This is a genomic window from Micromonospora sp. NPDC049049 (assembly GCF_040649115.1).
Classification (GTDB): domain Bacteria; phylum Actinomycetota; class Actinomycetes; order Mycobacteriales; family Micromonosporaceae; genus Micromonospora.
This window is the reverse complement of record NZ_JBEZEX010000013.1, coordinates 175,465-190,056: the sequence shown is the minus strand read 5'-3', so window position 1 is coordinate 190,056 and position 14,592 is coordinate 175,465. Positions and strand designations below refer to the sequence as shown.

General features: G+C 70.2%; 9 protein-coding genes. 5 read left to right on the top strand and 4 right to left on the bottom strand.

Features of this window, described 5'->3' with window-relative positions; all coding sequences use genetic code 11:
* Positions 1–225 precede the first annotated feature (225 nt).
* Together AB0B68_RS16155 and AB0B68_RS16150 are read right to left on the bottom strand one after the other, a co-directional pair.
* Complete coding sequence (locus AB0B68_RS16155; protein WP_357207191.1) at positions 226–879, bottom strand: MBL fold metallo-hydrolase; 654 nt, start codon at positions 877–879, stop codon at positions 226–228.
* 7 nt (positions 880–886) lie between these two features.
* On the bottom strand, positions 887–1,603 hold the full coding sequence (locus AB0B68_RS16150; protein ID WP_357260618.1) for a maleylpyruvate isomerase family mycothiol-dependent enzyme: 717 nt from the start codon (positions 1,601–1,603) through the stop codon (positions 887–889).
* A gap of 178 nt (positions 1,604–1,781) precedes the next feature.
* Here AB0B68_RS16150 and rsgA point away from each other — a divergent pair, with 178 nt between their 5' ends.
* The 5 genes from rsgA (at position 1,782) to AB0B68_RS16125 (ending at position 10,468) form a co-directional block, all read left to right on the top strand.
* Entirely contained in the window at positions 1,782–2,852 is a 1,071-nt protein-coding gene (rsgA, locus tag AB0B68_RS16145; RefSeq protein ID WP_357207187.1) for a ribosome small subunit-dependent GTPase A, read from the top strand.
* A gap of 205 nt (positions 2,853–3,057) precedes the next feature.
* Positions 3,058–6,003 carry an excinuclease ABC subunit UvrA gene (gene uvrA, locus AB0B68_RS16140; RefSeq protein WP_091408018.1) on the top strand — a complete coding sequence of 982 codons (2,946 nt, stop codon included), beginning with the start codon at positions 3,058–3,060 and terminating at the stop codon, positions 6,001–6,003.
* Positions 6,004–6,164: 161 nt separating this feature from the next.
* Positions 6,165–6,650 (top strand): Rieske (2Fe-2S) protein, encoded by a 486-nt coding sequence (locus AB0B68_RS16135; RefSeq protein ID WP_355010215.1) that lies wholly within the window; start codon positions 6,165–6,167, stop codon positions 6,648–6,650.
* Positions 6,651–6,833: 183 nt separating this feature from the next.
* Complete coding sequence (uvrC, locus tag AB0B68_RS16130) at positions 6,834–8,822, top strand: excinuclease ABC subunit UvrC (protein ID WP_357207185.1); 1,989 nt, start codon at positions 6,834–6,836, stop codon at positions 8,820–8,822.
* Between the two features lie 983 nt (positions 8,823–9,805).
* The gene (locus tag AB0B68_RS16125; protein ID WP_357260615.1) at positions 9,806–10,468 is read left to right on the top strand and encodes a C39 family peptidase; all 663 of its coding nucleotides are present in this window, start codon (positions 9,806–9,808) and stop codon (positions 10,466–10,468) included.
* Positions 10,469–10,531: 63 nt separating this feature from the next.
* Here the strand turns inward: AB0B68_RS16125 and recQ are convergent, their stop codons facing one another.
* Both recQ and AB0B68_RS16115 read right to left on the bottom strand, forming a co-directional pair.
* Complete coding sequence (gene recQ, locus AB0B68_RS16120) at positions 10,532–12,376, bottom strand: DNA helicase RecQ (RefSeq protein WP_357260612.1); 1,845 nt, start codon at positions 12,374–12,376, stop codon at positions 10,532–10,534.
* Between the two features lie 56 nt (positions 12,377–12,432).
* Entirely contained in the window at positions 12,433–14,583 is a 2,151-nt protein-coding gene (locus tag AB0B68_RS16115; protein WP_357260609.1) for a DEAD/DEAH box helicase, read from the bottom strand.
* Positions 14,584–14,592 lie beyond the last annotated feature (9 nt).

Below are 14,592 nucleotides of genomic sequence, written 5' to 3'. Positions count from 1 at the left end.
CGGGGCGGCGATGATGGTGTTCGACCCGGTCGGCAACTACCGGATCAACTCCATCTTCAACTTCCCGGTGGTCTACCTGCCGGGTCAGGCTTGATCCCTGCGCCGGGCACGGCGGGCCCCCGCCCCCGTCGTGGTTCCGGTTTGTGCGGGGGTGCCGCCGCCGTCGGTGGGTTGGGTGATCTTGGTGGTTCTTGGTCAGCGTTGGGTCTTCGGTTTGCTGGGGGTTTACCAGCCTCTGGCTTTCCACTGGGGGAGGGCCGGGCGCTCGGCGCCCAGGGTGCTGTCCTTGCCGTGGCCCGGGTAGAACCAGGTGTCGTCCGGGAGTTGGTCGAACAGCTTGTGCTCGACGTCACCGATCAGCGCCGCGAAGCGCTCCGGGTCCTTGTCGGTGTTGCCCACCCCACCGGGGAAGAGACTGTCGCCGGTGAAGAGGTGCGGGGTGCCGGCCGGGTCGCGGTAGAGCAGCGCGATCGAACCCGGGGTGTGCCCCTTGATGTGGATGACCTCCAACGCGCAGTCGCCGACCGCCACGGTGTCGCCGTCGGCCAGCCGCTCCGCCTCGATCGGCAACCCCGCCGCGTCGTCGGCGTGCACCAACGCCTGGGCGCCGGTCTTGGCGACGACCTCCTCCAGCGCCACCCAGTGATCCATGTGCTGGTGGGTCGTCACCACGGCGGTGAGCCCACCGTCACCGATCAGCTCGAGCAGCCGGGGTGCCTCGTTCGCGGCGTCGATCAGTACCTGATCACCGGTGCCCGTGCAGCGCAGCAGGTAGGCGTTGTTGTCCATCGGACCCACCGACAGCTTGCTGATGGTCAGCCCGTCCAGCTCCCGAACCGCCGGTGGGCCGCCGTGCGTGACGTCTCCGCTGTATGTCATGACGTTTCTATATCCATTCCGGTGGAGTAGGCAGGGGACCGTCAGGGGTGACGGAGAGCAGGGTGCTGTCGGCGCGGCCGATCAGCCAGACGGCGAGGTCGGGGGCGGAGCCGGCGACGACCGGAGCGCCGACGCGCTCCCCGATCACCACCTCGTGCTCACTGCCGTCGAGACGCAACACCATCGACGGCGGTGTCGGCCCCGTGGCGTGATGACTGGCGGCCTCCCGCAGCAGTCGGTGGGCGAACGTCTCCGACCAGTCCGCGGCCCGGTAGTCGGCGGCCAGATCGAGGTGGTGCACCTCGATCTCCCGCAGCCGACCCCAGACCAGCAGCGCCGCCGGCCAGGGACCCTTACGCGCCTGCACCGTCGCCGCCCACGCGTCGGCCGGCATCGCCGCGACCGCCTCGGCGAACAGGTCCGCGGTGCGTCGCAGGTCGTCCAGGTGCGCGGCCGGTGGCCGGCTCGAACCGGCTTCGATGTCGGCGGTGCGGGCGTCCAGCGAGGCGTACATCGGCAGTGCCGCCCCGGTGCGGGCCGCGGTGAGCAGGTTGACGAAACCGTCGGCGTTGCGCGCCACATGCGCCAGGACGTGGCCGCGCGTCCAGCCCGGCAGCAGCGACGCGGCGGCCAGGTCCGCGGCGTCGAAAGAAGCGGCGGTACGCAGTAGTCGCCTGGTGGCCGCGTCCACCTCGCCCATCAGCAACAGCGGATCCGTGGTCACCCGTCGACCCTAGCGGTCCGCCGTCGCGCCGTCGCCGGGGAAATCGCTTTCGGCGCGTCGGCGCGCGACCTACCGTCAGCGGCAGACGCGGCACCGGGACATCGGACGGAGGTGGTGATCATGCCGGACGTGGCACGCGTGTTCCGCCATCACCAGCTTCGACACCGATGAGGATGCCATGACGATCGATTTGACCGCCCTCGGCTGGGACGCCGAGCGGACGGCGTACGCCGCGCGCCGCGGCGAGCACCAGCCGGGTCGGGTGGCCCGGGTGGACCGGGGGGTCTGCACGGTCCTCACCGCAGGTGGCCCGGTCCGGGCCAGTCTGGGTGGGGCGGTGCTGACCGTCGCCGCCCGGGACCCGTCCGCGCTGCCCTGCGCCGGGGACTGGGTGCTGCTCACCCACTGGCCGGACCGCCGCGTCACCGTCGAGGCCGTGCTGCCACGGCGGGGAGCGCTGATCCGACGTACCGCCGGCAAGGACGCCAGTGGTCAGGTGCTGGCCGCCAACCTCGACGCCGCCGCCGTGGTGGAGCCGGTGCACCCCGAGCCGGACGTGGGCCGGATCGAGCGGCTGCTCTCCCTGGCCCACGAGTCCGGCGCCCGGCCACTTGTCGTACTGACCAAGGCGGACCTCGCGGCCGACCCGGCCGCGCTGGCCCGCCAGCTGGCCGCCGTCGCGCCCGGGGTGCCCGTGCTGCCGGTCAGCGCCGAACGTGGCCTCGGGCTGGCACCACTGCGCGCCGAGGTGACGCCCGGCCGCACGCTCGGTCTGCTCGGCCCCTCCGGTGCCGGCAAGTCGAGCCTCGTCAACGCCCTCGTCGGAGCGGTGATGATGCCCACCCAGGCGATCCGGCGCGTCGACGGCAAGGGCCGGCACACCACCACCTGGCGGGCGCTCGTACCGATCCCCGGTGGCGGTGCGGTGATCGACACGCCCGGTGTCCGGGCGGTCGGCCTGCTGGACGGCGCGGCCGGGCTCGACCGGGCGTTCGCCGACATCGCCGGGCTGGCCGAGGGCTGCCGGTACGCCGACTGCGGTCACGACGGCGAGCCGGCCTGCGCGGTCCGGGAGGCGGTACACACCGGCGAGCTCTCCACCCGTCGGTGGGAGAGCTGGCGACGGCTGCAGGGTGAGGTGGCCCACGAGAGCCGACGGCGGGAGGCCCGGGTGGCGGCGGAGCGACGCGGCGGGTGGCGTTCGGCCCGGCGTCGGGCCGCGCGTCCGCCGGCGCCCGGCGGCTACTGACCGGGCACCCGCCGGCGCGTGGCCGACCGGGTTCCCGGGCGGCGCGGCCGACCGGGCTGAGCTGGGGGAATGTGCGGGCGAGGGAAACTGTCGTACCTCGGGGCTAGAGTTGCCGAGGCGCGTTTTCCGCGCCCGCACGACCGCTCAAGACCACCCAGAGCGGGACAGATCCTTTGCTTCATCTTCTCCCGGGAGTACACGCACCGTGGCCGACCGACTGATCATCCGTGGCGCGCGCGAGCACAACCTGCGTGACGTCAGTCTCGACCTGCCCCGGGACGCGCTCATCGTGTTCACCGGGCTGTCCGGGTCGGGCAAGTCGAGCCTGGCCTTCGACACGATCTTCGCCGAGGGGCAGCGGCGCTACGTCGAGTCGCTCTCGTCGTACGCCCGGCAGTTCCTCGGCCAGATGGACAAGCCAGACGTCGACTTCATCGAGGGCCTGAGCCCGGCCGTCTCGATCGACCAGAAATCCACCTCGCGCAACCCGCGCTCAACGGTCGGCACCATCACCGAGGTCTACGACTACCTGCGTCTGCTCTACGCCCGCATCGGTGAACCGCACTGCCCGGTCTGTGGTGAGCGCATCTCCCGGCAGAGCCCGCAGCAGATCGTCGACCGGGTCCTCGCCATGGCCGAGGGCACCAAGTTCATGGTGCTCGCCCCGGTGATCCGTGGCCGCAAGGGCGAATATGTCGACCTCTTCGCCGAGCTACAGGCCAAGGGCTACGCCCGGGCCCGGGTCGACGGCGTGGTTCACCCGCTGACCGAGCCGCCGAAGCTCAAGAAGCAGGAGAAGCACACCATCGAGGTGGTGATCGACCGGCTCACCGTCAAGCCGAGCGCCAAGCAGCGGCTCACCGACTCGGTCGAGGCCGCACTGGGCCTGTCCAGCGGCCTGGTCCTGCTCGACTTCGTCGACCTTCCCGAGGACGACCCGGACCGCGAGCGCCGCTACTCCGAGCACCTTGCCTGCCCCAACGACCACCCGCTCGCCATCGAGGATCTCGAGCCTCGGGTCTTCTCCTTCAACGCGCCCTACGGCGCCTGCCCGGAGTGCACCGGCCTGGGCACCAAGAAGGAGGTCGACCCGGAGCTGCTGGTCCCCGACCCGGAGCGCAGCCTGCGCGAGGGCGCCATCCAGCCCTGGTCCACCGGGCACAACCTGGAATACTTCCTGCGCCTGCTCGAGGCGCTCGGCGAGGCCCAGCACTTCGACATCGACACCCCGTGGCGGGCGTTGCCGGCGCGGGCACAGAAGACGATCCTCCACGGCTCCGACGACCAGGTTCACGTGCGCTACCGCAACAAGTACGGCCGCGAGCGCTCCTACTACACCGGCTTCGAGGGCGTGGTGCAGTGGATCGAGCGCCGGCACTCCGACACCGAATCCGAGTGGTCCCGCGACAAGTACGAGGGCTACATGCGCGACGTGCCCTGCGCGGCGTGCGGCGGTGCCCGGCTCAAGCCCGAAGTCCTCGCGGTCACCCTCGCGGGCAAGAGCATCGCCGAGGTCTGCAACCTCTCCGTGGGGGAGTGCGCCGACCTGCTCGCCGGCATCGAGCTGACCGACCGGCAGAAGATGATCGCCGAGCGGGTCCTCAAGGAGATCAACGCCCGGCTGCGGTTCCTGCTCGACGTCGGCCTGGACTACCTCTCCCTGGACCGCCCAGCCGGCACGCTCTCCGGCGGCGAGGCACAGCGCATCCGGCTGGCCACCCAGATCGGCTCCGGTCTGGTGGGCGTGCTCTACGTGCTCGACGAGCCGTCGATCGGGCTGCACCAGCGCGACAACCACCGGCTGATCGAGACCTTGATCCGGCTGCGTGGGCTCGGCAACACGCTGATCGTGGTGGAGCACGACGAGGACACCATCCGCACCGCCGACTGGATCGTCGACATCGGTCCCGGCGCGGGTGAGCACGGCGGCAAGATCGTGCACAGCGGCTCGGTGCCGGCGCTGCTGAAGAACAAGGAGTCGATCACCGGGGCGTACCTGTCCGGTCGGCGGTCGATCCCGACGCCGACGGGCCGCCGCCCGCAGGACCCGGCCCGCGAGCTGGTGGTGCACGGCGCGCGGGAGCACAACCTGCGCAACCTGACCGTCTCGTTCCCGCTGGGCCAGCTGATCGCTGTCACCGGGGTCAGCGGCTCGGGCAAGTCGACGCTGGTCAACGACATCCTGTACGCGGTGCTGGCCAACCAGATCAACGGCGCCCGGCTGGTGCCCGGCCGGCACACCCGCGTCTCCGGGCTGGAGCACGTGGACAAGGTCGTCGGCGTGGACCAGTCGCCGATCGGCCGCACGCCGCGCTCCAACCCGGCCACCTACACCGGCGTCTGGGACCACGTCCGCAAGCTCTTCGCCGAGACGACCGAGGCGAAGGTACGCGGGTACGGCCCGGGTCGGTTCTCCTTCAACGTCAAGGGCGGACGCTGCGAGGCGTGCTCCGGTGACGGCACCATCAAGATCGAGATGAACTTCCTCCCCGACGTGTACGTCCCCTGCGAGGTCTGCAAGGGCGCCCGGTACAACCGGGAGACCCTGGAGGTGCACTACAAGGGCAAGACCGTCTCGGACGTGCTGGAGATGCCGATCGAGGAGGCCGCCGAGTTCTTCTCCGCGATCCCGGCCATCCACCGGCACCTGAAGACCCTGGTCGACGTCGGCCTGGGCTACGTCCGTCTCGGTCAGCCGGCGCCGACCCTCTCCGGCGGTGAGGCGCAGCGGGTCAAGCTCGCCTCCGAGCTGCAGAAGCGCTCCACCGGGCGGACGGTCTACGTGCTCGACGAGCCGACCACCGGTCTGCACTTCGAGGACATCCGCAAGCTCCTGATGGTGCTGGAGGGGCTGGTCGACAAGGGCAACACGGTGATCACGATCGAGCACAACCTCGACGTGATCAAGACTGCGGACTGGCTGATCGACATGGGTCCCGAGGGTGGCCACCGTGGCGGCACCGTGCTCGCCACCGGCACCCCCGAGGAGGTCGCCGAGGTGGCCGAGAGCCACACTGGCGAGTTCCTGCGCCAGGTGCTCAAGCTCGACGGCAAGGCCAAGGGTGCGGCTGCCGCCACCACCCGAGCCGCCAAGGCCAACGGGGTCACCAAGGCGCGGGCCAGCCGTAAGGTGCCGGCCGCCGCGCGCTGACCTCTGTACGCGTGCTGATGGGGTGGGGCGGGTCGGATGACGACCTGCCCCACCCCATTTGTCGGGTCAAGCGGATGCCGTGGTGAACCATCCGGCACAGTTGCCCGTGTGGAGAAGTGTGGCCGGCTTTCGACCGGCAGCGGGCTAGAGAGAGGCGAGGCATGAGTGACGATCAAGCGCTGACCGGACCAGGTACGCAGACACGTCGTAACCTGCTCACCGGCGTCGGGGCGGTCGGCGCGGCCGTCGTCCTGGCTGCCTGCGGCAGTGACGACGGCGGCAGCAGCAGCGGTGCGCCCACAAGCGGTGGCCCCGCCGTACCCAGCACCGGCGACGCTGGCGGCGGTGACCGGCAGGATGCCCAGTCGCTGGCCACCACCGCCGACATCCCGGTCGGCGGCGGCAAGGTCCTCGCCGCTCAGGGCGTGGTCATCACCCAGCCCACGGCCGGCCAGTTCAAAGGCTTCAGCCCGATCTGTACGCACCAGAACTGCCCGGTGACGAACGTCGACGGCGGCACCATCAACTGCACCTGCCACAACAGCAAGTTCTCGATCGAGGACGGCTCGGTGAAGGCCGGCCCGGCCACCAAGCCGCTGCCGCCCAAGGAGATCAAGGTCACCGGCGACCAGATCTCGCTGGCCTGACCCGACGCGGGGCCGGTGGGCCGGCCCGGGCCGCACCTTGACCGGCCGGTCGCCCGGCGTCGCAGGATCGATCCGCGTTCGGAAAGTCGGGGTGTCAGCGGTGTGCTGACACCCCGACTTCCGGGGCACCGAGTGGATCACGCCTGCGGTGGGCTGTCGGTGCTGCGGACTAGGCTTGTTGGCGTGGCTGACCCCTCGACCTACCGCCCCGCACCCGGCACCATCCCGGAGCTACCAGGGGTCTACCGCTTTCGCGACGGCACCGGCCGGGTGATCTACGTCGGCAAGGCGCGAAATCTGCGCAGCCGACTCAACTCCTACTTCGGCGACGTCTGGAACCTGCACGAGCGCACCCGGCAGATGGTCACCACCGCCGAATCGGTGGACTGGATCACCGTCGGCACCGAGGTCGAGGCGCTCCAGCAGGAGTTCACCTGGATCAAGCAGTACGACCCGCGGTTCAACGTCCGCTACCGCGACGACAAGTCGTACCCCTATCTCGCTGTCACCCTCGACGAGGAGTACCCCCGGCTGCAGGTGATGCGCGGCGCCAAGCGCAAGGGCGTGCGTTACTTCGGTCCCTACTCGCATGCCTGGGCCATCCGGGAGACCCTCGACCTGCTGCTGCGCGTGTTCCCCGCACGCACGTGTTCCGCCGGGGTGTTCAAGCGGGCCGGCCAGGTCGGTCGCCCCTGCCTGCTGGGCTACATCGGCAAGTGCTCGGCGCCGTGCGTGGGCACCGTCTCCGCCGACGAACACCGGGCCATCGTCGACGGGTTCTGCGACTTCATGGCCGGGCGCACCGACACCATGGTCCGCAAGATCGAACGTGAGATGACCGAGGCGAGCGAGCAGCTGGAGTTCGAGCGGGCCGCCCGCCTGCGCGACGACGTGGCCGCGCTGCGCCGGGCCATGGAGAAGCAGACCGTTGTGCTCGGCGACGGCACCGACGCGGACGTCGTCGCGTTCGCCGACGACCCGCTCGAGGCGGCTGTGCAGGTCTTCCACGTCCGCGACGGCCGGGTCCGCGGCCAGCGCGGTTGGGTGGTGGAGAAGACCGAGGAGCTGACCACCGGGGACCTGGTGCACCACTTCTGCACCCAGGTGTACGGCGGCGAGCACGGCGAGGCCGACGTTCCTCGGGAACTACTGGTCCCCGAGCTGCCCGCGGACGCCGACGCGCTGGCCGAGTGGCTCTCCAACCACCGGGGCAGTCGGGTGTCGCTGCGGGTGCCGCAGCGTGGCGACAAACGCTCACTGATGGAGACGGTGGAGCGCAACGCCAAGGACGCGCTGGCCCGGCACAAGCTCAAGCGCTCCGGTGACCTGACCACCCGGGGCAAGGCACTGGACGAGATCAGCGAGGCGCTGGGCATGAGCACCTCGCCGCTGCGCATCGAGTGCTTCGACATCTCCCAGATCCAGGGCACCGACGTGGTCGCCAGCATGGTGGTCTTCGAGGACGGGTTGCCCCGCAAGAGCGAGTACCGGCGGTTCATCGTCCGGGGCGCCACCGACGACCTCTCCGCGATGTCCGAGGTGCTCCGTCGCCGCTTCGCCCGCTACCTGGACGCCAGGGCCGAGACGGGTGAGGTGGGCGTGGAGTCGGCCGACGATCCGGCCGCGCCCGGAGGCGCCACGGATCCACAGGTCGGCATCCTGATCGACCCGACCACCGGCCGGCCCCGAAAATTCGCGTACCCGCCACAGCTGGTGGTCGTCGACGGCGGCGCCCCACAGGTCGCCGCCGCCGCGCAGGCCCTCGCCGACCTCGGCATCGACGACGTGGCCCTGTGCGGGCTGGCCAAGCGGCTGGAAGAGGTGTGGCTCCCGGACGACGAGTTCCCGGTCATCCTCCCGCGCACCTCGGAAGGGCTCTACCTGCTGCAACGGGTGCGTGACGAGGCCCACCGGTTCGCCATCACCTTCCACCGGCAGCGCCGCTCCAAGCGGATGACCGAATCAGCGTTGGACCACGTACCCGGCCTGGGCGAGGTACGTCGCAAGGCGCTGCTGCGGCACTTCGGCTCGCTCAAACGACTCTCGGCGGCAACGGTCGACGAGATCACCGAGGTGCCTGGGGTGGGGCGGCGCACCGCCGAGGCGATCCTGGCTGCCCTGGACAAGGACACCAAGGCCGGCGACGGCGCGGGCGCGAAGCCCAGCACCTGAGCACTGTCGCTCGCTCGCTGCCGGGCCGGAGGCGGCCGCTGGCTGTCCTCGCTCGCTCCGGTGATGGGCGGTCGCCCCATGATCGTGCTCGTTCCTGGATGTAGTGGCCTCGTTGCGCTGGGAGGGGCCGCTTTCCTGGATCCAGCACGATCTAGCGGGGGTTCGGGCGCCGCTGCCCGGGCCGGGCTGCCCCGCCCGGTCTGCCCCGCCCGGTCTGCCCCGCCCGGTCTGCCCCGCCCGGTCTGCCCCGCCCGGTCTGCCCCGCCCGGTCTGCCCCGCCCGGTCTGCCCCGCTCGGCCCGCCCGCCCGCCCGCTCGGCCCGCCCGCCCGCTCGGCCACGCCGGCCCCACCCGGACTGCCCCGCCCCGCCCTGGACTGCCCCGGTCGGGTCCGGGGCGCATCGGACGAACCGTGCAGGCGGGCTTGATCCACTCGGTTTCCATGAAGTCGGGGCATCCTGGGCAGCGGGACACCGCGACTTCCGGGAACCCGAGTGGATCATGTTGGCCTGGCCGCCGTGTCGGGTTCGCTGGGCCGGCAAGGTGGGTGGTTTGTCGGGTTCGGCCTCGCGTGTCGGGTGGTCGGGGCCACCCCGGCGGCGGAATCGTGGGCCGGGCCGGGTCGTTATACCTGGCAGACCACCGCACCAGCCCGGCTCACCCCGGGCCGGCAGCCGGAACAGCCGCCGGGAACACCCGGCAGGCCGCCCCGGTTACAACCCCGAACGGCCGAGCACCCCAACGGCCGGGCCGCCGCCGGGAACACCCGGCAGGCCTCTGCGGTTACACCCCCGGAACGGCCGAGCACCACAACAGGCCGGCCCTTGCGGGTTGGCGGAATGATTCGCCGCCGGCACCCGTTACACCCTGTCCCGACGCCGACCCCCTCGTTGCGGGTCGCCGGGCAGACGAACTTTCCCCGCGCCACCATTCACCCCCCTGGTGTGGTGTGGGTATCCCCCTGAGGCAGAGGAGCACGCCATCATGCGTACCGATCTGATCCGTAAGACCGCCCTGACCGCCGCCGGCCTCGCCTTCACCGGCGGCGCCATCGCCGGCCCCGTCACCACCGCGTTCGCCGCACCCACCACCAGCAAGCCGGCCACGCAGACGCAGACCGACCGCAAGAGCCACAGCGAGCGGGAGCTCGGTGTGCGCTACGAAGCCCAGCCGAACTTCTACTACTGCGGGCCCGCCGCGACCCGTAACGCCCTGTCCGTGCAGGGCAAGAACATCAACGTCGACGACATGGCCAAGGAGATGGGCACCACCGAGGCCGGCACCAACTCCATCAACGACATCACCCCCGTACTGAACAAGGAAACCGGCAAGAACGACGCCTACCGCTCCGTCGAGATCAGCACCCCCGACGCCGACGCCAAGCAGACCGACCAACTGCGCGCCGACATCGTCCGCACGGTCGACGACGGCAGGGCCGTGGTCGCGAACATCGCCGGGACCAGCACCGACACCAACGGCGTGACCCACTCCTACGAAGGCGGGCACTACATCAGCGTCGTCGGCTACCACGACAACGGCACCACCGTCACCATCGCCGACTCCGCCGACCCCAACCAGGCCGCCTACCAGATCAGCGTCGAACACCTCGCCGACTGGATCGCCACCCGCGGCTACGCCACCAGCTGACCCAAACCGAACCACATGACCGAAGGGCCGTACCCCACGAGGGTCCGGCCCTTCGGCATGACCTCAGTCGGTGGCGAGGACGGCCAGGATCTGCTCGCCGTACTTGGCGAGTTTGTTCTCGCCGACCCCGCTGACCTTGGACAGGTCACCCAGCGTGGTGGGCGCGTCGCTGGCGATCTGGCGCAGAGTCGCGTCGTGGAAGATGACGTACGCCGGGACGCCCTGTTCCTTGGCGGTGGTCGCGCGCCAGGCTCGCAGCCGCTCGAAGAGCGACGCGGCGGCCGGGGTCAGCTCGGCCACGACGGTGGACGCGCCGCGCGGCTTCGATGAGCGGCTCGATGCCGGCTTCTCCGGCTCGCGACGCATCGTGACCGTACGGCGGCGAGCGAGGACGTCGGCGCTCGCCTCGGTCAGCGCCAGCGTGCCGTAGTCGCCCTCGACGGCGAGGAGCCCTTCGGCGAGCAGTTGGCGGACGACGCCCCGCCACTCGGCCTCGCTGAGCTCGGAGCCGATGCCGAAGACGGTCAGGGAGTCGTGACCGTACTGGCTGATCTTGTCGGTCTGCTTGCCGAGCAGGATGTCGATGCAGTGCCCGGCGCCGAAGCGCTGGTTGCGTTCGCGGTCGAGGCGGAAGACTGCGGAGAGCAACTTCTGGGCGGCGACGGTGCCGTCCCAGGTCTCCGGTGGGGTGAGGCAGGTGTCGCAGTTGCCGCACGCCGCCGTCGTCGTCTCGCCGAAGTATTCGAGCAGTTGGACCCGCCGGCAGCGCACCGTCTCGCAGAGGGCGAGCATCGCGTCAAGGTGCGCGGCCAGGTTGCGGCGGTGGGCGAGGTCCCCGTCGGACGTCTCGATCATTTTGCGTTGCTGGACCACGTCCTGAAGCCCGTACGCCAGCCAGGCGGTGGACGGCAGGCCGTCACGGCCGGCGCGGCCGGTCTCCTGGTAGTAGCCCTCGACGGATTTGGGCAGGTCGAGGTGGGCGACGAACCGCACGTCGGGCTTGTCGATGCCCATGCCGAAGGCGATGGTGGCCACCATGACCAGGCCGTCTTCCCGCAGGAAGCGCTGCTGGTTGCGGGCGCGGGTGCCCGCGTCCAGCCCTGCGTGGTACGGCAGCGCGGCGACCCCGTTGGCGGTGAGGAACTCCGCCGTCTTGTCGACCGAGGCACGGGACAGGCAGTAGACGATGCCGGCGTCGCCGGGGTGCTCGTCGCGCAGCAGGGTCAGCAACTGCTTGCGGGGCTCGCGCTTGGGCACGATCCGGTACTGGATGTTGGGCCGGTCGAAACTGGCCACGAAGTGCCGGGCGTCGTCGAGGTTGAGCCGCGTCGCGATCTCGGTGCGGGTGGCGCTGGTCGCGGTGGCGGTCAGGGCGATGCGGGGCACCTGCGGCCAGCGTTCGTGCAGCATCGAGAGCGCGAGATAGTCGGGGCGGAAGTCGTGCCCCCACTGGGACACGCAGTGCGCCTCGTCGATCGCGAACAGGGAGATGCGGCCCCGGTCGAGCAGGGCGAGGGTGGATCGGACGCCGAGCGCCTCCGGGGCGAGGTAGAGCAGGTCCAACTCGCTGGCGACGAAGGCCGCCTCCACCCGCCGTCGGGCGTCCAGGGTCTGGGTCGAGTTGAGGAACCCGGCGCGTACGCCGACTGCGGTGAGGGCGTCCACCTGGTCCTGCATGAGCGCGATCAGCGGGGACACGACGACGGCGACCCCGTCGCGGACCAGGGCCGGGATCTGGTAGCACAGGGACTTACCACCACCGGTGGGCATCAACACCAGCGCGTCGCCCCCGGCGACCACATGGTCGATCACGTCCTGCTGGAAACCACGGAATGCGTCGTAGCCGAACACCCGGCTCAGCACGTCCAGGGCGTCGGAGGCGGCCCGCAGGTCGGTGGGAGAAGCCATCCGGGGAGTCTACGAGCCCAGCCCGACATCATCGTCCGCAGACCTGTCGGGCGCGTCTACCGCATCTCGTATGTGAACCGGACCCTGCCTCCGAGTAGTTGATCGGCCCCTTGCGCATCGGTAAGCCGGGCAGCGATGGTTGCCTCGGCCAACTCCGCCGGCAGGGCGGCACTGAATTTCAAGCCCGCAAGCGCCTGGGCGGAGGCTCGGGGCAACCGGATTTGGGGCATCACTGAGGTGTAGCTGTCGCGCCACTGCATCGCATTCAGGTCGGTTCGCAGCCGTACGAACAGGTCGCCGTGAGCCTGCCCGGCTTCGACGACTTCCCTCAGCGTGCTGGCCAGGGTCAGGTTGGCCCGGTATCCGGCCCAGGTCCACCACCGGACCTCCCCGTTTGTCGAGCGGGACACCACACTGCTGTCCGGGTGAACGTCGCCCTCGTGCCGCTCACGAATCTCGCTGAGCTGATCGGCCGCGCGCGCCGTGAGATCGATGGGCGGCGTGGCGCCGAGTACCACCTCGCGCATGGCTTGGCAGAGCGCAAACGAAAGTCCACTGACCCCCGAACTGGTCCAGTGGGCGCGCCCACCATCGTCGGACGGTTCCACGTAGCAGCGTCGCCTCGCCCAGTCGATGTGGGTGACCTGCCAACTCCGGCCGCCGAGGAGCAGCCGACGATGGTTGCTCGTCTCGTTGGTGAGCAGGACGGGATCGACCCTACCGATCTCGGTCCGCCCGACCAGTACGGTGAACTGCGGTGGCGCGGTGAAAACCGAGAGCATTTCCATGAAATGGCGATGGCCGAAGCGGCGTTCCGCCGCCGGGCCGACGAACAACATGCCGGCGTCCTGTTCGAGGAAGCGTTCGGCCAGAAGGAATTGCAGGATGTTCTCCGCCCGCTCGTCGAACGGTGCCAACCCGTTGAACCAGCGGTGCCATTCTCGGTCGCCGACCTGTCCCTGTTGCAGGCAGAGGGCCAGGATTTGCTGCGCCACGATGTGTCGCGGTTCGGGCGGGGCCACCGTCGGTTCGACCCAGCCTCTTCCCCACAACAGCAGCAGACCGGCGGCTCGCAGGAGAGCGGGCCTGCTCAGGGTGAGAAGTAGGCAGTTGCGGACGGTGTCGGAGCGTCGACCGCTGCGGCCGAGACGTTGCAGGAACGACGCCACGGTCTGCGGTGCGTCGATCTGGATGACTCTGTCGAGGTCGCCGACATCGATGCCGAGCTCCAAAGTGCTGGTGGAGACGATGACGCAGTCTCGGGCCTCAATGAATGCCTGCTCGGCACGGGTCCGCTCGTCCCGGGAAAGCGAGGCGTGGGAGAGGAAGGTGTTAACCCCCCGGGCCCGGAGCAGGCTGCCCAGTTCCTCGACGCCCTGCCGGGACTCGCAAAAGACGAGACGTTTTTCCCCTCGGTGGAGGGCGGCGATGATGGTGGCGGCGTTCTCCCACGAGCCGACGTAGTCCAACTCGACTGCACCGGATGGCAGTTGCGGCGCTGCCGAGCGCAATGGTGAGGTTGGCGGACTGCTTATGTCGGTGAGGATGTGGGCGGGCCTCTGGTTTGCAGCGGAGCCCTGAAGCCAGGTGAGCAGGTCGGCGGGATTTCCGACGGTAGCTGAGAGCCCGATCCGTTGGATCGGCCGTCCGATCGGGTAGGCGAGCCGCTCCAGCAAGGCCAACAGGTGCCAGCCCCGGTCGTCGCCAGCGAAGGCGTGCACCTCGTCGATGATCACGACCCGCAGGCCGGCGAGGAGGTGGGTATGGTCGATGGTCCTGCTGACCAGCATCGACTCGATGGACTCCGGCGTGGTCAGCAGAACATTCGGCGGCTCGTGCAAGATGCGGCGCCGTCCGGCGCTGGTGACGTCTCCGTGCCAGACCGCAGACCGGCGACCCAGCCAGGAGGTGTACTGGTCCAGGCGCGGGCCGAGGTTGTTCAGCAGCGCCTTCAGCGGGCAGACGTAAAGCACGGAGATGCCGGGCCAGTTGGCCGTCGCCATGGCGGAGAGCACCGGAAAGAGCGCCGCCTCGGTCTTCCCGCTGGCTGTCGACGCCAGCAGCAGAGCGTCGTCACCTGCGAGCAGCGGGGCGATGGCCTGCTTTTGCAACTCGCGGAGCTGCTGCCAGCCGAGTGTGTTGACGATGTGATGCAGCAGCACCGGATGCAGGCGGTCGGCGCCCTCGACCGGGGTCTGCCCGGTCACGTCCGGACC

Coding starts and splice junctions, on each gene's coding strand:
- AB0B68_RS16155 (WP_357207191.1), bottom strand. CDS start 879: ATGACATACAGCGGAGACGTCACGCACGGCGGCCCACCGGCGGTTCGG.
- rsgA (WP_357207187.1), top strand. CDS start 1,782: ATGACGATCGATTTGACCGCCCTCGGCTGGGACGCCGAGCGGACGGCG.
- AB0B68_RS16135 (WP_355010215.1), top strand. CDS start 6,165: ATGAGTGACGATCAAGCGCTGACCGGACCAGGTACGCAGACACGTCGT.
- AB0B68_RS16125 (WP_357260615.1), top strand. CDS start 9,806: ATGCGTACCGATCTGATCCGTAAGACCGCCCTGACCGCCGCCGGCCTC.
- recQ (WP_357260612.1), bottom strand. CDS start 12,376: ATGGCTTCTCCCACCGACCTGCGGGCCGCCTCCGACGCCCTGGACGTG.